Raw genomic sequence first — 17,432 nt, 5'->3', positions numbered from 1 at the left:
CATGGCACGCTACTTTATCGACCGACCCATCTTCGCATGGGTCATCGCCATCGTGCTGATGATGTTCGGCGCACTGGCCATCCGCAGCCTGCCGATCTCGCAGTTCCCGGAGATCGCGCCGCCCACCGTCACCATCAGCGCCACTTATCCCGGCGCCGACGCGGAAACGCTGGAACGCACGACCACCCAGATCATCGAGCAGCAGCTCAAGGGCATCGACCAGCTCCGCTACTTCTCGGCGCAGTCGTCCTCGGCCGGCAATGTCACCATCACCCTGACTTTCGAGCAGGGCACCGATCCCGACATCGCCCAGGTTCAAGTCCAGAACAAGCTGCAGGCGGCCACCGCACTGCTGCCGCAGGAAGTCCAGCGCCAGGGCGTCACCGTCGCCAAGTCGGCGGCGAGCTTCCTGCTGGTTGCGGCGATCTATTCGCAGGACGGCAGCCATAGCGCCAACGACCTGTCGGACTACATCGTCAGCCAGGTGCAGGATCCGGTCAGCCGCATCAACGGCGTTGGCGAACTGCAGATCTTCGGCACCCAATATGCCATGCGCATATGGGTCGATCCGCTGAAGCTGCGCAGCTACAACCTGACCATCGCCGATGTCAGCACGGCCGTTCAGGCGCAGAACGCGCAGGTTTCCGCCGGCCAGATCGGTCAGCTTCCCGCTTCGAAGGAGCAGGAACTCAACGCCACCGTTTCCGTCCAGTCCCGCCTTCAGACGCCCGAGCAGTTCGGCAACATCCGTCTTCGCCAGGGCCAGAACGGCTCGGTCGTGCGCCTGCGCGACGTCGCCCGGGTGGAACTCGGCGCCGAAATCTACGGCTTCGACACGCAATACAACGGCAAGCCCGCATCGGGCTTCGGCGTCAGGCTGGCATCGGGCGCCAACGCGCTCGACACCGTCGACCTGGTGAAGGCCGAAGTCGAACGCATCGCCAAGAACTTCCCGCAGGACGTGAAGGTCGTCTATCCTTACGACTCCACGCCGTTCGTTCGCCTCTCCGTCGAGCAGGTGGTCCACACCCTGTTCGAAGCCGTCGTGCTCGTTTTCCTCGTCATGTTCCTGTTCCTGCAGAACTGGCGCGCGACGATCATTCCCACGATCGCGGTTCCCGTGGTCCTGCTCGGCACCTTCGGGGTCATGCAGGCACTGGGCTACTCCATCAACACGCTCACCCTGTTCGGTATGGTGCTGGCGATCGGCCTGCTGGTCGATGACGCCATCGTCGTGGTCGAGAACGTCGAACGATTGATCCAGACGGAGCACCTGACACCGAAGGAAGCGGCGCGAAAATCGATGGACGAGATCAGCGGCGCGCTGATCGGCATCGGCATGGTGCTTTCGGCGGTGTTCCTGCCGATGGCCTTCTTCGGCGGCTCCACCGGCGTCATCTACCGCCAGTTCTCGATCACGATCGTTTCGTCGATGGCGCTTTCGGTCATGGTCGCACTGATCCTCACCCCCGCGCTCTGCGCCACCATCCTCAAGCCGCACGATCCCACGAAGAACGAGGGCAACGGACTGCTCTCGCGCTTCTTCCGCTGGTTCAACGACAAGTTCGACCGCGGCACGGAGAAGTACGAGAAGGGCGTGCGCTCTTCGGCACGCAGCTGGAAGCGTTCCGGTCTCGTCTACCTGCTGATCGTGGTCGCCATGGGCCTGATCTTCTGGCGCCTGCCGAGCGGCTTCCTTCCCGAGGAAGACCAGGGCACGATGTTCGCGCTGGTCCAGGCGCCTCCGGGTGCCACGCTGCCGCGTACCCAGCGCGGCCTGGACGTGGTGCGCGACCACTTCCTCAAGGATGAGAAGGCCAACGTCGAATCCGTCTTCACCATCAGCGGCTTCTCGTTCAACGGCCAGGGTCAGAACGCGGGCATGGCCTTCGTGAAGCTGAAGGACTGGAAAGACCGCAGCGGTGCCGACAACCGTGCTCCGGCCATCGTCGGCCGCGCCATGGGCGCCTTCTCCAAGTACCGGGATGCCATGATCTTCGCGCTGGTTCCGCCGGCGGTGCAGGAACTCGGCAATGCGACCGGCTTCGACATGTGGCTGGTCGACCAGAACAACATCGGCCATGACAAGCTGATCGCGGCGCGCAACCAGCTTCTGGGCCTTGCCGCTCAGGACAAGCGCGTGGCGCAGGTTCGCCCGGTCAGCCTCGACGACGCCCCGCAGCTCGACGTCAACATCGATCAGGACAGGGCGGGTGCGCTCGGCCTCGACCTGAGCGCGGTGAACAGCGAAATCTCGACCGCGTGGGGCGGCGCCTATGTGAACGACTTCCTCGACCGCGGCCGTACCAAGCGCGTCTACCTCCAGGCGGACGAGCAGTATCGCTCCTCGCCCGAGGCGATCGAGAACTTCTACGTTCGCAGCAGCGACGGCCAGATGGCACCCTTCGGTTCCTTCTCCAACCTGTCGTGGAAGACGGCTCCGGTCATCCTCACCCGCTATAACGGCCGGCCCGCCGTGCAGCTGCAGGGTGCACCGGGCGAGGGTGTCAGCACCGGCGCCGCGATGGAGGCCATCACCGAAATCCAGCAGAAGCTGCCCGCGGGCACTTCGCTGGAATGGACCGGACTGTCCTACGAGGAACGCCTGTCCGGCGGTCAGGCACCCTCGCTCTATGCGCTGTCGCTCTTCGTGGTCTTCCTCTGCCTCGCGGCGCTTTATGAAAGCTGGTCGGTTCCGATCGCAGTGCTTCTGGTGGTTCCGCTGGGCGTCATCGGTGCCGTTCTTGCCGCCAAACTTACCGGCCTCAACAACGACATCTACCTCCAGGTCGGCCTGATCACCACGATCGGCGTCTCCGCGAAGAACGCGATCCTCATCGTCGAATTCGCCGAGGAACGCGTGCAATCCGGCATGAATGCCTTCAGCGCAGCCATCGAGGCGGCAAGGCTTCGCCTTCGCCCGATCCTCATGACCTCGCTGGCCTTCGTGTTCGGCGTGCTGCCACTGGCGGTTTCGACAGGCGCAGGCGCAGGCGGTCAGAACGCCATCGGCCGTGCGGTCGTCGGCGGCATGCTTTCGGCCACGATCCTCGCGATCTTCCTGGTGCCGATGTTCTTCGTGGTCGTCAGCCGCCTGTTCAAGCACGGGCAGACCGACCGCCACGAGGAAACCGAGGCCCATGTCGAGACCGAAGCCGGTCCCCGCTCCTCCGACGGCACCGAGCCGCAGGGAATCTGAACATGAAAAAGTCCCTTATCGCCCTGATCGCCGGCACCACGATGCTGGCAGGGTGCAATCTGGCGCCGCGGTATGAGCGGCCCGTGGGTGCGGTTCCGGTGGCGCTGCCGCAAGGCGGTGTCTATCCGGTCGCCCCGACCGACGCCCTCGACGTGACCCGTATCGGGTGGCGCGATTTCTTCCTCGATGACCGGCTGCGGCAGGTCATCGAGACCGGGCTTGCCAACAACCGCGACTTGCGGATCGCGGCCGCCAACGTGCTCCAGGCCCGCGCGCAGTTGAAGGTCCAGCGTTCCTCGCTGTTCCCGACCGTGAATGCGGGCGGCACCGCGACGTATACCAACAATATCGCGGGCGCCGTCGGCGGCGGCACCGGCGCGGGTGTCGTCGGCGCTCAGGACGTGGAGATCTATTCGGCGACCGCCGGGATTTCCGCGTTCGAACTCGACCTCTTCGGCCGGATCCGCAACCTGAGCAAGGCCGCGCAGGAGCAATTCTTCGCCAGCGAGGAAGCGCAGCGGTCCACCCGCATCAGCCTGATCTCGGAAATCGCCACCGCCTGGCTGACCATGGCCTCGGACAATGAGCGGCTCCGCCTCTCGCGCGAGACGCTCAAGACTTTCGAGGAAACGCTTCGCCTGACCCGCGAGCAGTTCCGCATCGGTGTCGGGTCCGAACTCGAAGTGCGGCAGGCCGACACCAACTATCAGGGCGCGGTGAACGACATTGCCGCGCTGGAAGCCAGCGTGGCGCTCGACCAGAATGCGCTGAACCTTCTGGTGGGCACCACGGTGCCGCAGGAGCAGTTGCCGACAGGGCTCTCGTCGACCCCGGTGACGCGCGATGCGCTGCCGGCGGATATCTCGTCCGATGTCCTGCTGCGCCGCCCGGATGTGCTTCGGGCCGAGCATCTGCTCATCGCGGAAAACGCCAATATCGGCGCGGCCCGCGCGGCGTTCTTCCCGACGATCTCGCTCACCGGTACCATCGGCACGATCAGCACGGCGCTGTCGGGCCTCTTCAAGAGCGGCACTTTCACTTATACCGCCTCTCCGGGAGCGACCCTGCCGCTGTTCGACGGTGGCCAGCGGGCTGGCAACCTGGCTTATGCCAAGGCTTCGCAAGTGGCGGCCGTCGCCACTTACGAAAAGTCCATCCAGACCGCGTTCCGCGAAGTGGCGGACGCTCTGGCGCAGCGCGGCAAGATCGGCGACCAGGTCCGCGCCCAGTCGAGCCGCGCCGAATCCGCCCAGGTTGCCGCGCGCCTTTCCGACGCGCGCTTCAAGGCCGGGGTGGACTCGTTCCTGACCTCGCTCGACGCCCAGCGCACCGCCTACGCGGCGGAACAGCAGTTGGTCGGCACCCGCCTGACCCAGGCCAGCAACCTGGTGGAACTCTACCGCTCGCTGGGCGGCGGCCTCGCTGACGAACAGCAGGCGGCAGGACAACGATCGGGCGGAGCAGGGGCCTCCGCCACGCCGCAGAACTGAAACCCTGCAGGGGTCCGGCCGGTCTCGATGGCCTCGATACCGGCCGGACTGCCCTTGCGAGGCGAATTTCTCTCAACTTCCCTGCACGGCAGGGCTGGACATGGCGGCAGGCTCGACCAAGAACGGTCGGCATGAAATTCAGCCGTTCCGATCTCGCGGACTTCGCCTACTTCCTGGCGATTGCGCGTAACCGCAGTTTTCGCCGTGCCAGCCTGGAACTGGGCATCAGCGCCTCCGCGCTCAGCCATGCGCTTAAGGGCCTGGAGGATCGCCACGGCGTGCGTCTGCTCAACCGCACCAACCGCAGTGTAACCCTCACGGCCGCGGGCGAAGCCTTTCGCGATGCGATTTCCGACCATTTCGATGCCATCGACAATGCCGCCGAAGTCCTCAACCGCTTCAGGGACGCACCGGCCGGGCGCATCCGTCTCAATGTGCCCGAAGATGCGGCCGAACTCCTGTTGGCGCCGGTCCTGCCCACGTTCATCGACCGTTATCCCGACATCGAGATCGACCTTTCGATAGACAACCGCATGGTCGACGTCATCGAACAGGGTTTCGACGCGGGCATCCGCTATGGCGGCACCGTGCCCGAGGACATGATCGTCCAGAGGCTGTCCCCCACCATGCGCTGGGTCGTGGCAGGATCGCCGGCCTATTTCGAGCGTTTCGGCGTGCCGGAAGTGCCGCAGGACCTGGAACGTCACCGCTGCATGAGGATCAGGCTCGGCAACGACCGCATCTACAACTGGGAGTTCGAACGCGGCGAAGAGGCCTACGTCATTGCCGCGCCCGGTCCGGTGACGATCGGCAATTCGCGGATCGGCATGCAGATGGCGCTCAGCGGCGCGGCGCTCGTCTATTCGGCGGAACCGTCGATCGCCGCCGAGGTGGCTGCCGGCCGTCTTCGGGTCGTTCTGGAGGAATGGGGCTCGATGGGCGAGGCCTTCCACATCTACTATTCCAGTCGGCGGCAGGTGCCTTCGGGACTTCGCCTGCTGATCGACCTGATCCGGGAGATACGCCCGATGGGGCTCTAGGGCGTCCCGAGGCGATCAAGCTGAATTTCATTCATCGCTGCGTTCGACGCGCGCGGGGATGATATGCATTCGTTTGCGCACTAATTGGGAGCTGGTGGCGGACCGTCACCACATTCTCTCAGCATCAAGGATTCAGCAACGATGACGAAAGCTTTCGGAGCCGTCACCGAAAAGACGCCGCTCGTGGCGCTCGATATCGAGCGCCGCGCGCCTGGCGCGCACGACGTCGCAATCGACATCGCCTATTGCGGCGTTTGCCATTCCGACCTTCACCAGGCCCGCGGCGAGTGGGCAGGGACCCTCTATCCCTGCGTACCGGGCCACGAGATCGTCGGCACGGTCAGCGCCGTCGGCAGCGAAGTCTCTGCCTTCGCCGTCGGCGACACGGTCGGCGTCGGCTGCATGGTCGACAGCTGCCAGCATTGCTCGGCGTGCGACGAAGGCCTGGAGCAATATTGCGACAATGGCTTCGTCGGCACTTACAACGGCCAGACTGCGGATGCGCCGGGTCACACGCTTGGCGGTTACTCGCAGAACATCGTGGTCAGCGACAAGTTCGTCCTGAAGATCAACCATCCGGCCGAACAGCTCGCCGCCGTGGCGCCGCTGCTCTGCGCCGGCATCACCACCTGGTCGCCGCTGCGTCACTGGAATGCCGGACCGGGCAAGAAGGTCGGCATCGTCGGCATCGGCGGCCTTGGCCACATGGGCGTCAAGCTCGCCCATGCTCTCGGCGCGCATGTGGTTGCCTTCACGACTTCGGAAAGCAAGCGCGACGCGGCGCTGGAGCTGGGCGCCGATGAGGTCGTCGTCTCGCGCAATCCCGACGAGATGGCAGCCCATGCCAACAGCTTCGATCTGATCCTGAACACGGTCGCCGCCAGCCACGATCTCGATGCCTTCACGGCCTTGCTGAAGCGCGACGGCACGATGACCCTGGTGGGCGTTCCCGAGCATCCGCATCCGTCGCCGAACGTCGGCGCGCTGATCTTCCGCCGCCGCACCATCGCCGGTTCGCTGATCGGCGGTATCGCCGAGACGCAGGAGATGCTCGACTTCTGCGCGGAAAAGGGTGTGGTTTCCGATATCGAGATGATCGACATCAAGGATATCAACGAGGCCTACGACCGCATGCAGCGCAGCGACGTGAAGTACCGCTTCGTGATCGACAACGCGACGCTGGCGAACTGACGTTTGCCGAATGGCCCTGGAGCTTCGGCTTCAGGGCCATTCCGTAGCGCCCGCATGAGAGCCGCACGGGAGGGGCCTCGAAAGCGCCGTGAAAACCGTGCGTTAGTCACTCCCATAGTTTAACATAATCTATATTATCGATCCTACACAAGTGTAAGCGCAACTTAGAGATGTCACTGCCCGCAATTTAGAGACGTCACTAACCGGGACGGCTCGCGATCCTGGTGGCATGGTCTCCTGCCAGTCAGGAGATGCGCTTATGACGGTGGTGGCTATGAGCCATGGCGAGCTTTCAAGATACGATACCCTGCGGCGCTTTGAGCGCGGCGAACTGCGAATAGAAGACGCAGCCATGTTGCTTGGCGTCTCGCGCCGGCAGGTCTACCGCTTGCTTGGTCGATTACGAAGCGATGGTCCCGAAGCGCTGGTTTCCTGGAAGCGTGGCAGGCCTAGCAATCGGACCTTCAGTGCCGAGTTTCGGACGCGCGTCGTCGATCTCGTCAGAGAGAACTATAGCGATTTCGGGCCGACGCTTGCGGCCGAGTATCTGGCGGAGCGACACAAGATCACCATTTCGCACGAGACATTGCGCAAATGGATGATCGCGGAAGGTTTTTGGAAGGACCGTGACGCGCGGCGCCCTCGTCCCTACCAGCCTCGCTATCGCCGGGATTGCCGGGGCGAGCTGATCCAGATCGACGGCTCGAAGCACTGGTGGTTTGAGGATCGCGGGCAGCAATGCACCCTGCTCGTCTATATCGATGATGCGACCAGCGAACTGATGCATCTCAAGATGGTCGAGAGCGAGAGTACGTTCGCCTACATGGATGCAACTCGGGAATACATCGAGGCACACGGCAAGCCTGTGGCATTCTATTCGGACAAGCACTCGGTATTCCGCAACAATACAGCGTCAGCCAAGGGCGATGGCATGACGCATTTCGGCCGTTCGATGGAGGCGCTCAACATCGAGATCATCTGCGCGCATTCCCCGCAGGCCAAGGGCCGTGTCGAGCGTGCCAACGCTACGCTGCAGGTCCGTCTGGTCAAGGCGATGAGGCTGGAAGGTATCTCGACCATCGCCGCAGCGAATGCATTCCTGCCGGGCTACATGGTCACGCACAATGCCAGGTTCGCCAAGGCGCCTTTCGACGAACGCGATGTTCACCGCCCGCTGGCATTGCATGAGAATCTGCGCACCGAGATGGTATGGCGCGAATGGCGCTCGGTTACGTCCTCGCTGACGCTGCACTACAACAAGGCGATGTTCATTCTGGAGCCGACCGAGATCAGCCGCCCTCTCGCCGGCAAGCGGGTCGAGGTTTGCGAGTTCCCGGACGGCGCGCTGGAGATCCGGCACGGGGAACACTCCCTGCCCTACCGCGTGTTCGACAAGATCCGGCAGGTCAACCAGGCCGCGATCGTCGACAACAAGCATCTGGATGCGGCGCTGGCGATGGCCAAGCTGCTGCAGGAGCAGTTGCCGGCCCGCAAGCGCAACAACAACGAGCCGTGCCGCAGTTCTCAGGGACCACACATATTTCCTGCCCCGCCGGCATCAGCTGACGCAGAGCCGGCCAAGCGCCGCCGTGGTCGACCGCCTCTCGCTCGCCGCAATCCAACGGTGGCTTACATGAAGGAGCGGACGGGATAGCCAAGCCCGCGCTAAAAGCGGCCTGTCGGCTCACGCCCCATTGCGGACATTGCGGTCCCACCGTCACGTGATACGTTGTAATGATGGAATGGCTTGCAATCATAACGCCTCCGGCGCTTTGGCTGAAAGCCGCGTACGCTTCTCCGTATATAAAAACATATCGGGATGGAATGTCGCTCGCGTTGTCCATCGCCTCAGGCTTGCTCGCTTTTGCAGCGCTCAGATGGAGCTATTTGCCGCTTCTAATCTGCTCGGGTGTCGCGATGGCAGCTATGCTCGCCGCCATGCTTTGGCCGCCCGCCAACTCTGCGGAAGAGCAAAGGAGAGTGGCTAAGCGGAAGGTCCGCTAGCCACCCCTTCTCGCCATACACCCGAACCATTGTGGATCGCGAAAGCGGCCATTGAGGGGGCCCACTGCAGGGCAGCGGGTCCGGGGTGCACCACCCACAAGCCTGTGCACCAGCAGGGTCAGCGCTGCGCAAGATGGCGGGGCTGCGCGCTGCCCCTGCTGCATCAAGCGGTGACATTTCTATCTTGCACAACAAGTGACTTTTCTAAATGGCAGGAACACACAAGGGCCTTCGAGCTTGGCGCGTTTCGCCGCCCTGTCTCGGATCTACGGGACGGCCCCTTCATGGTTGACCGGTCATCCGGTCCCATCGAACGAATGGCAGGATCGAGGCGTGATCGTCGGTCCAGGATCGAGCCGCCCGCTCGTCGAGCGGCGCCCAGGGCGCGTCGGCGCTGATCCGGCTCAGAGCCTTCAACACGCCCCCATCCCGAGACAGCGCGATCCAGCGTGACGGTGTGTAGTGATCCGTGTCCGTGGGATGGTCCAGGCGCGACATCGCCGCCATTCCGCTGACGGCCGCATTCGTGCCCACCACGGGCGCCAGATTGATGTAGCGGTTGGAGATATGGAGCAGAAGCAGGCCGCGCGGCGTCAATGCCCGCGCATAGACCTGCAGCGCTTCCGTCGTAAGCAGATGGACCGGAATGGCATCGCTCGAAAAGGCATCGATCACCAGCACGTCGAAAGCGCGGGCCGGCATATGCGACAGTTCCAGACGCGCATCGCCAAGGACGACCTTTGCCTGAGGCGTGCAGTCACGCAGGAACGTGAACCGGCCCTCGGTCGAGAACCGCAGGATCACCGGGTCGATCTCGAAGAAAGTCCAGTGCTGCCCCGGCGCCGCGCGGCAGGCCAGCGAACCGGTGCCCAGCCCGACGACACCCACGCGGGCGCCCGTCCCTTCCAGGTGCGGTGCCGCGGCCAGCGCCAGGGCGACACCCGAAGTCGGGCCGTAATAGGTCAAGGCATCCCGCGCGCGGCCGGGCTCCAGCGATTGCTCGCCGTGGAGCGTCGTGCCGTGCGCCAGCGTGCGCAAGGTGCCGTCGGCCGTGTCGCGCACGGTATAGATGCCGAAATAGCTGCGGGTACGCTCACCGCCCAGCGTCGCACGGATCGTCCAGATGCCGCCCTGCGCGACCATCGCCACGGCCAGGACAGCTACGAAAGCCCAGCGCCAGGCCATGACCATGACGCCGGTGCCCACCAGGAAAACCGTCAGCAGGACCGCCGCCAGCCCTTCTTCCGGACGCAGGGCAAATTGGTCGAGCTGCCAGCCCAGAAACGCCGCGAACGCCAGCAGGAGCACAAGCGCCACGCGGGCCATGCCCGGCTCGATCCCCTCGCCGCTACGCCAGCGCAGCAGCGGTTCGAGCGGCATGAGCATGGCCGCGGCCAGAACCAGCAGCGGATGCTCCCATGCCCAATCGAAAACGAGCGGTGCGACCAGGGCCGTGAACAGCCCCCCCAACGCTCCTCCCGCGGACATCACGAGATAGAAGCGGGTCAATTGCGCCGGTCCCGGCCGGAGGTCGTAGAGCCGCTTGTGGAGGGAAACGGCGATGCAGAACAGCATGAGACAGGCCCCGCCCGCGATCCACAGCGTGCCGGAACCATTGGACAACATGGCATAACTGCCCGCGAAAAGGACCACGACAGGCGCTATCCGGGAAATCGCCAGCGCCGGCCCGCGCCGATCAGCGAAGGCCACCACGAAACTCAGGAGGTAGAGACCAAGCGGAATGACCCAGAGCAGCGGCATGGCGAAGATGTCGGTGGTCAGATGCGTCGTCGTAGAGAGCATGAGGCCGGAGGGAACCGCCGCCAGCGCCAGCCATCGCAGCGTGGTCCGGCCGTCGATCCGGGGCGCGGGTTCCTGGACCTCTTGCGCTAGAGAGATCGGCGGCAGCCCTCTCCGGCTCGCCGCGGCGACCGCGACGAGCAGTACGAGCACGCCGAAGCCGAGCGACCAGGCAAGGCTCTGGCTGCGCAGCGTCAACATCGGCTCGGCCACGAGCGGATAGGCCAGCAGTCCGGCGAAGCTGCCGAGATTGGAGGCCGCGTAAAGCGCCCAGGGCGCTCCTGCCGCCGGGTCTGCAGCGAACCAGCGCTGCATCAGCGGGGCTTGCGCGGAGACGGCGAAGAACACCGGGCCGATGCTCAGGCCCAGGAGTACCGGCACCCAGAGGGCTTCGGGCAGACCCCTGGGCTGGGCGAGATCCACCAGTCCGACCGGCAAAGTCAGGCCTGCCAGAACCAGCACGCCGAGATGAACGAATGCCTGCTTCGGCAAGGACAATCTGCCGAGCAGATGGGCATAGGCGTAGCCTGCCAGCAGAAGTGCCTGGTAGACCAGCATCGCGCTGTTCCAGACGTTGGGTGCGCCGCCGAGACGGGGCAAGGCCATCCGCGCGACCATCGGCTGCACCAGAAACAGCAGGAAGCTGCCTGTCAGAATGGTCGCGACGAACAGTCCGCGCGCGGCACGGCTGTTACCCCGGCCCTTCGTTTCAGCTTTCACCTGTCGTCCTTGCTCTCGTCCAGGATGCGCGCTCTATCCCACGCCGGAGAAACGATAAAGCCGCAACGATAAATCCCTCGGGCCGCTGCTCGGGGAAACCCTGCCCTCTTCTGCGGGTTTGGACGGGAATGAGCGAAGGAGGGCAATATCCCGAGACACCGGACGGTCGCTACTTCGTGGTGCGTGGGCGGTTGTGGCGCAAGTCCGACCCCTCGCTGACAGAGGAGCACCGCAGCGCCCTGGTGAAGGAGCTGATGCGCGCGCGCCGGGCCGTGGGAACAGCCATGCGGACCGGCGATGCCGCGGGGGAAGCCGCTGCGCGGCAGGACGTCGATCACGCTAAACGCGCCCTGGGCGAGCGAGGACCGGTATGGTGGAAGGACGGCGAACCGGACCTCAATCGACATCTGGTCACGAACACACCTTATGCCGAATGGTTCGCAGGCCTGCCTGCGAAGTCATGACGGAAGCCGATCACAGATAACGGCTTTTCGCGATCCTTCCTGAAGCCCAGGCGCGCTAGTCTGGCGACATGACAAAGCTTGAACAAGACCTCGCCCTGCCCCTTCGCCAATGGGTCGGCCCCGTCCAACTCGGCCTCGGTGCCGCCATAACCTGCGCAGGAATTGCCCTCGCGCTGGGCCACCTTGCGGTGTCGTTGTAACGGAAGGCGCGCGCGGTCACTCCTGGGCCTGAGCACGGGGCGCGATGGTGAGCTGTTGCACCACCGCACGGCGTGGCTGCGTCAGCAGGTAGTGAACGCCCACGGCGATGTCCTCCGCGCGCAGCATGGTTTCCTCGGCGATCATCTCGCGCTGCTTTTCCGCCGGAATGTCGGGGTACTGGAAATCGGCGCCGGTCTTGCCGGGCTCGACCAGTGCGACCTTGATCCCCTGCGGTCCGAGTTCGCGGCGAAGTGCCTCCGAAAAGCCGGCGATCCCGGCCTTCATCCCTGCATAAACGGTCGAGCCGGGGCCGAGCACATGGGCTGACATGGAGCCGATGAGGACGATGTCGCCCTGGTCCAGCAGCGCTTCCTGCGCGGCTTTGGCACTCAGGATATAAGCCGTGAAGTCCACGGCCACGGCATAGCGGATTTCGTCCGAGGTCATGTCCGAGAGGGCGCGGGCGGGCACGGCGGCATTCACCACCACGATGTCCGGCTGCCCCAGACCGGCGCGCGCCTCTGCGAAGAAGGTGTCCAGCTGTTCGGGGTCTGCAAGGTCCAGAGCAACGCCCTCGCCCTTCCCCACTTCCCGGATCCGCTCCAGAGCATCGGCAAGGTGTTCCGGTGAGCGACCGCATATGAACACGTCCACGCCCTCGCTGGCCAGTAGCACGGCGATGGCGCGGCCGATGCCGGTCGTTCCCCCGGTGATGATCGCCTTGCGACCCTTGAGGCTGGGCGTTTCGGTGTGAGCGTCGGCCTGGTTCTTCATGGAGCGGTGCGTCCTTGCTGGAAGTGCGGGCTAAGCCGCTCAGCCAGGACAAGTCGCGAGCCCGCGTACTCGTTCCGCTTCAAGCGCACGAATACGGGAAATAACGGTTCATCGCACTATTCAGGTCTCTTGCAGCAAGCCCAGACAATCGAAGAAACATAGATCAATAGAGCGGGAACGCGTGGAACATCTGCGAGCTTAACAGGGCAAATCCGACAAGGAAGACGCCATGACAGAATCCTTCACCGACGCCATTGCCCTTCTCAAGGCCGATCATCGCAAGGTCGAAACACTGTTCGATACCTTCACCGCAGCGAAGTCTTCGTCGCAAAAGAAGAAGATCGCGCATCAGGTCTGTATCGAGCTGAAGATCCACACCCTGATCGAAGAGGAAATCTTCTATCCGGCATTCCGCGGCAAGATCGAGAATGACACGCTGGACGAGGCCTATGTCGAGCACGATGGCGCAAAAGTCCTGATCAACGATATCGAAGCGGCCTCTCCCGAGGACGATTTCTTCGAGGCAAAGGTCAAAGTGCTGTCCGAAGAAATCAAGCACCATGTTCACGAGGAAGAGATGCCCTCCGAAGGCATGTTCGCGCAATGCCGAAAGGCCGGTGTCGATCTTGTCGACTTGCGAGACCGCATGTTGGCCCGCAAGCAGGAACTGATCGCCCAAGCCAAAGCCGACGGCCTTCCCCCGGCACGGCCGACCGTTCTCAATCTGCTGGCGGCATGATGAGGGACCGCGACAAGCCCAGCCCGCGCCGCCTGCAACGCGCCGGAATCACCGTTGTGGTGATCCTGCTGGCCATGATTGTGCTGATCTTCGTCGGCCGCAATATCTGGCACGCGGAGCGCCTCGATCAGGATGAACGTACCGGTGTTCAGGAACGCAAGGGCCTGAACTGAAACGCAAAATAATCGAAGCATTGGTTCACTGCCACCGAAGCCGAAGCTGGAGAGGAAGTAGCGTGTTTTCCGAAGAAGATCGTTCGCCCTGGGAAGAGCGTTTCAGGGCATTCATCGAGTCCAGGGCGTTCCCCTGCGTTGGCGCGAAGTCGGCGCTCTCGCGCGGTACTCTGGCGATTGCCGTGTGCCATTCGATCGAGAGTTCGTGGGACGATCTCGTCATCTATGAAAAGCTGCTGGACTGGTCGGGCAGCTATCAGGAGGACCCGTCGCTGTTCCGCAGTCTGGCGGTGATCTTCGCGGATGACGGCCCCCTGAGCGAAGATCGGTTCGAACATGCCTTGTGGAACCGCGTCCAGTCCCTCACGGACAAGGATGCCTGGCTCGGTCTGCCTTATGATCGCCGCGTCAGCAGCGATCCCGACGACCCGCATTTCTCGCTGAGTTTCGGCGGCGAGGCGTTCTTCGTCGTCGGCATGCACCCGCAGGCCAGTCGCCCTGCCCGTCGTTTCGAGCGGCCGGTCATGGTATTCAATCTCCATGACCAGTTCGAGCAGCTTCGCGCGCAGGGAAGCTATGAAAAGATACGCGAAACGATCCTGGAGCGTGATGTGAAGATGGCCGGTTCGATCAATCCCATGCTCGCGCGCCACGGTGAGGTGAGCGAGGCGGCGCAATATAGCGGCCGCCTGGTCGGCCCGGAATGGCAGTGCCCTTTCCAGAACCCCCGCTCCGCACGGTGAGCGACATGAACCGCATCATGCCCCGCAGCGGCGCGGCATTCCCTTTGGCGCGTGGACAATTGCTCACGGTGGTCGACCCGCTCGGCACGCAAGTGTCCGACCTGCTGGCTTTCTCAGCCAGTGATGTCCGCGAAGTGATCAGCAATGGCCGGACCTTCGATTATGAGGAGACCCTCAGGCTCACGCGCGGCAACCGGATCTGGTCAAACCGCTCCCGCGTCCTGCTCACGATCGAGGAAGACAGCGTGGGCTGCCATGATTTCCTGCTGACCCCATGCAGCGTCGATACCTTCAGGCATTTCTATCCGGACAAGCCGGAACATCGGGGCTGCTTCGGCAACCTGGCGGAAGCGCTGGCGCCCTACGGTGTCTCGTCGGACGACATTCCGGTAGCCTTCAATTGCTTCATGAACGTGCCGGTAGACAGCACCGGGGGCATTTCCGTGCTGCCGCCGCCCAGTCGTGCCGGTGACAGCGTGTCGTTCCGTGCCGAACAGGACCTTGTCATCGGCCTCACCGCCTGCTCGGCCTATGCGAGCAATGGCGGGACGTTCAAGCCGATCGACTATCGCATCGACGACTGATCGCGCTAGCTGGCGTCCAGCGCCTGGGCGAGATCGGCCACGATGTCGTCCGGGTGTTCGATGCCGATGGACAGGCGAATGGTCGATTCCATCACCCCGATCCGATCGCGGACTTCCACGGGAACTCCGGAATGCGTCGTCGTCGCCGGATGACTGGCCAGGGACTCGGTACCACCCAGGCTCACCGCCAGCTTGAATATCTCCAGCGCGTTGAGGAAGCGGAACGCGGCCGGCTGTCCGCCCGCGATATCGAAGGCGAACGTGGAGCCCGCGCCGCTGCATTGCGCGGCGAAGACCTCGGCTTGCCGGGTTCCTTCGGGGTAGAAGGGCGGATAGGCCACGCCCACGATCTTGGGATGGGATCGCAGGAAGTTCGCCGCCGCCGCGGCGTTGGTATTGGCCCGCTCCATGCGCAGGCCCAGCGTTTCCAGCGACCGGCCGAGCATCCAGCAGCTATGCGGATCGAGCTGGGTGCCGATGGCACTGCGCAGCAACCGCACCTCGCGCATCAGCTTGGCCGACCCCAGGGCCGCACCCGCCACGAGGTCCGAGTGACCACCGACATATTTGGTCAGCGAATAGAGAGAAATATCCGCGCCGAGCCGCAGGGGATGCTGGAAGACGGGACCGAGCAGCGTATTGTCGCAAACCAGCAGCGGGCGGTGCCCCTGCTGTCGCTCGATGTCCTCGCACAGCCGCCTCAGCAGCGCGATGTCGACAAGGCTGTTGGTGGGATTGGCCGGCGTTTCGATCAGCACCAGTGACACTCGGCCATTGGCGATGGCCTGCCTGGCGGCGGCGGCTGTGGCTTCTTCGTCCAGCCCGTCGCTGAAACCCATCGCCTTGATGCCGAGGTTGGCCAGTGTCTTGGCAAGAAGCGTTTCAGTGCCGCCGTAAAGGGGCTGGGAATGGAGGATGACATCGCCGGGCCGGGCGAACGTCAGGATCGTGGTCGTGATCGCGCCCATGCCCGAGGAGAACACCACCCCCGCTTCCGCCCCTTCGTAGACCGCCATGCGGTCCTCGACGATCTCGCTGTTGGGATGGTTGAAGCGCGAATAGACCAGGCCCCGCCCCTGTCCCGGCGGCGGTTCCTTGCGGCCCGCTACATAGTCGAAAAAGTCGCGGCCTTCTTCGGCGGTGGGAAATACGAATGTGGAAGTAAGGAATACCGGCGGTTTCACCGCTCCTTCGGAAAGGAGCGGGTCGTAGCCGTAATTGAGCATCAGGGTATCGGGATGAAGCCGATGGTTGCCGATGGACGTCTTGCTTTCGCGCGGTGCCGTCATGTCCCTCTCCTTTCCAATGCTCGCGGAGCATGGCTTTTTCCGAAGAGGTTAAACTGACAACTCTTCCGTGGGTTGCAGCAGGAGCCGGTGCTATCGGCGAACTTCGGAGGTTCGCGCCGAACCACTCGAATTCGGGCTGAAACCCATCTGGCTGAGCAGATCCATCAGCCGTTGCCCGTCTGCCCGGACGCGCTCTATCCAGTTCTCGTGGTCCATATGGCCAAGCGCGGAGCGCTGGAACTGCCCTGCGGCGCGCACCGAATCGCCCAGCAGATGTACCTGAAGAACGGCCGCGTCGCTGCGCCCCTGCTTGCCGAGCGACTCGTCCTCTCGCGAAGCGGGCCTTGCGACATGGCTCCGCGGTCCTGCGTAGATATCCACTTTTCCTGGCTCCCAATGGTGCCGGCGGCCGGTCAGCGGCGCGCCGAACTTGTCCTGTCCTGAAACGCGCCGGACGCGTTCGAGTTTCGGATGACACCCTTGTGAAGTGCGAAAAATGGCAGTTTTCCGCTTTTGCAGATCGCCTCGTCGGACGATCGTTTGCAGCCGGTCGCAAGGCAGCCGCCATTCACCGCCAGATGCACGGGGATGGGAACACCGGGCTTGACGATGCATTCTCAAGTAAATAAGTTGACAAACAAGGCCGCGAGCCGGCCTCCAAGAACTACCGCCCCTCAAGGGGCAGATTGACAGCGATCGAGCCAACCGCGACGCTACGTCACAAACGGGATTGGCCAGTGTCAAAATCGAAAGGGAGTATGGTTTCATGCCTCACAGCGATTTCCACGTCGTCCGCAAGGGCCTCGACTGGGCGGTAAGCCTTCATGGCGTGTTCCTGGCCGCATTCGAAAGCCAGCGAGCCGCACTCAACCGTGCCATCGATGCCGCGCATCAGGTGGGCATGAAGGGGCACAGCGCCAAGGTCCTCCTGATTGACGGTCAGGCCGATCCGCGAACGCACTGGGTCTTCGGCCATCACCCCTATCCGCCCACCGCGTAATCGAAGGCGGAAAGAGGAAGC

At 63.7% G+C, this 17,432-nt stretch carries 15 protein-coding genes; 11 read left to right on the top strand and 4 right to left on the bottom strand.

Translation table 11 applies throughout. The features are described from left to right. Position 1 precedes the first annotated feature (1 nt). The 5 genes from ACZ1J6_RS04375 to ACZ1J6_RS04355 all read left to right on the top strand — a co-directional run bounded on the left by ACZ1J6_RS04375 (position 2) and on the right by ACZ1J6_RS04355 (position 8,574). Positions 2-3,199, top strand: a complete 3,198-nt coding sequence (locus tag ACZ1J6_RS04375; protein ID WP_132265692.1) for an efflux RND transporter permease subunit — start codon at positions 2-4, stop codon at positions 3,197-3,199. Between the two features lie 2 nt (positions 3,200-3,201). After that, the gene (locus tag ACZ1J6_RS04370) at positions 3,202-4,689 is read left to right on the top strand and encodes an efflux transporter outer membrane subunit (RefSeq protein ID WP_465126985.1); all 1,488 of its coding nucleotides are present in this window, start codon (positions 3,202-3,204) and stop codon (positions 4,687-4,689) included. Between the two features lie 131 nt (positions 4,690-4,820). After that, positions 4,821-5,729: a LysR family transcriptional regulator gene (locus ACZ1J6_RS04365; protein WP_465126984.1), complete on the top strand. Its 909-nt coding sequence runs from the start codon at positions 4,821-4,823 to the stop codon at positions 5,727-5,729. Between the two features lie 141 nt (positions 5,730-5,870). Continuing rightward, a complete protein-coding gene (locus ACZ1J6_RS04360) occupies positions 5,871-6,920 on the top strand; it encodes an NAD(P)-dependent alcohol dehydrogenase (protein ID WP_134095520.1) in 1,050 nt (349 codons plus the stop codon). A 259-nt stretch (positions 6,921-7,179) separates the two neighbouring features. Next, the gene (locus ACZ1J6_RS04355; protein ID WP_431566760.1) at positions 7,180-8,574 is read left to right on the top strand and encodes an ISNCY family transposase; all 1,395 of its coding nucleotides are present in this window, start codon (positions 7,180-7,182) and stop codon (positions 8,572-8,574) included. A gap of 632 nt (positions 8,575-9,206) precedes the next feature. On the opposite strand, the gene ACZ1J6_RS04350 is transcribed toward ACZ1J6_RS04355, so the two are convergent. Then, on the bottom strand, positions 9,207-11,444 hold the full coding sequence (locus ACZ1J6_RS04350) for a spermidine synthase (protein ID WP_431568972.1): 2,238 nt from the start codon (positions 11,442-11,444) through the stop codon (positions 9,207-9,209). A gap of 128 nt (positions 11,445-11,572) precedes the next feature. Here ACZ1J6_RS04350 and ACZ1J6_RS04345 point away from each other — a divergent pair, with 128 nt between their 5' ends. Further along, the gene (locus tag ACZ1J6_RS04345) at positions 11,573-11,908 is read left to right on the top strand and encodes a hypothetical protein (RefSeq protein ID WP_431568973.1); all 336 of its coding nucleotides are present in this window, start codon (positions 11,573-11,575) and stop codon (positions 11,906-11,908) included. A gap of 216 nt (positions 11,909-12,124) precedes the next feature. Here the strand turns inward: ACZ1J6_RS04345 and ACZ1J6_RS04340 are convergent, their stop codons facing one another. Next, complete coding sequence (locus tag ACZ1J6_RS04340) at positions 12,125-12,883, bottom strand: SDR family oxidoreductase (RefSeq protein WP_431568974.1); 759 nt, start codon at positions 12,881-12,883, stop codon at positions 12,125-12,127. Positions 12,884-13,112: 229 nt separating this feature from the next. On the opposite strand from ACZ1J6_RS04340, the gene ACZ1J6_RS04335 reads away from it, so the two are divergent. The 4 genes from ACZ1J6_RS04335 to ACZ1J6_RS04320 all read left to right on the top strand — a co-directional run bounded on the left by ACZ1J6_RS04335 (position 13,113) and on the right by ACZ1J6_RS04320 (position 15,122). Next, on the top strand, positions 13,113-13,622 hold the full coding sequence (locus ACZ1J6_RS04335; RefSeq protein ID WP_431568975.1) for a hemerythrin domain-containing protein: 510 nt from the start codon (positions 13,113-13,115) through the stop codon (positions 13,620-13,622). Continuing rightward, complete coding sequence (locus tag ACZ1J6_RS04330; protein WP_431568976.1) at positions 13,622-13,795, top strand: hypothetical protein; 174 nt, start codon at positions 13,622-13,624, stop codon at positions 13,793-13,795. The genes ACZ1J6_RS04335 and ACZ1J6_RS04330 overlap by 1 nt, the downstream gene beginning before the upstream one ends. 62 nt (positions 13,796-13,857) lie before the next feature. Then, positions 13,858-14,538 carry a guanitoxin biosynthesis heme-dependent pre-guanitoxin N-hydroxylase GntA gene (gene gntA, locus ACZ1J6_RS04325; protein WP_431568977.1) on the top strand — a complete coding sequence of 227 codons (681 nt, stop codon included), beginning with the start codon at positions 13,858-13,860 and terminating at the stop codon, positions 14,536-14,538. A gap of 5 nt (positions 14,539-14,543) precedes the next feature. Beyond that, entirely contained in the window at positions 14,544-15,122 is a 579-nt protein-coding gene (locus ACZ1J6_RS04320; RefSeq protein ID WP_431569115.1) for a DUF1989 domain-containing protein, read from the top strand. A 5-nt stretch (positions 15,123-15,127) separates the two neighbouring features. On the opposite strand, the gene ACZ1J6_RS04315 is transcribed toward ACZ1J6_RS04320, so the two are convergent. After that, complete coding sequence (locus ACZ1J6_RS04315) at positions 15,128-16,411, bottom strand: cystathionine gamma-synthase family protein (protein ID WP_431568978.1); 1,284 nt, start codon at positions 16,409-16,411, stop codon at positions 15,128-15,130. A gap of 90 nt (positions 16,412-16,501) precedes the next feature. After that, entirely contained in the window at positions 16,502-17,026 is a 525-nt protein-coding gene (locus tag ACZ1J6_RS04310; protein ID WP_465126983.1) for a hypothetical protein, read from the bottom strand. Positions 17,027-17,177: 151 nt separating this feature from the next. Between ACZ1J6_RS04310 and ACZ1J6_RS04305 the strand changes: the two genes are divergently transcribed. Further along, the gene (locus ACZ1J6_RS04305) at positions 17,178-17,411 is read left to right on the top strand and encodes a hypothetical protein (RefSeq protein ID WP_132265673.1); all 234 of its coding nucleotides are present in this window, start codon (positions 17,178-17,180) and stop codon (positions 17,409-17,411) included. The last annotated feature ends 21 nt before the right edge of the window (positions 17,412-17,432 follow it).

This window comes from Novosphingobium sp. BL-S-21, from assembly GCF_055521655.1.
Note: the sequence above shows the minus strand (reverse complement) of the source record. Positions and strands in the feature narration are given on the sequence as shown.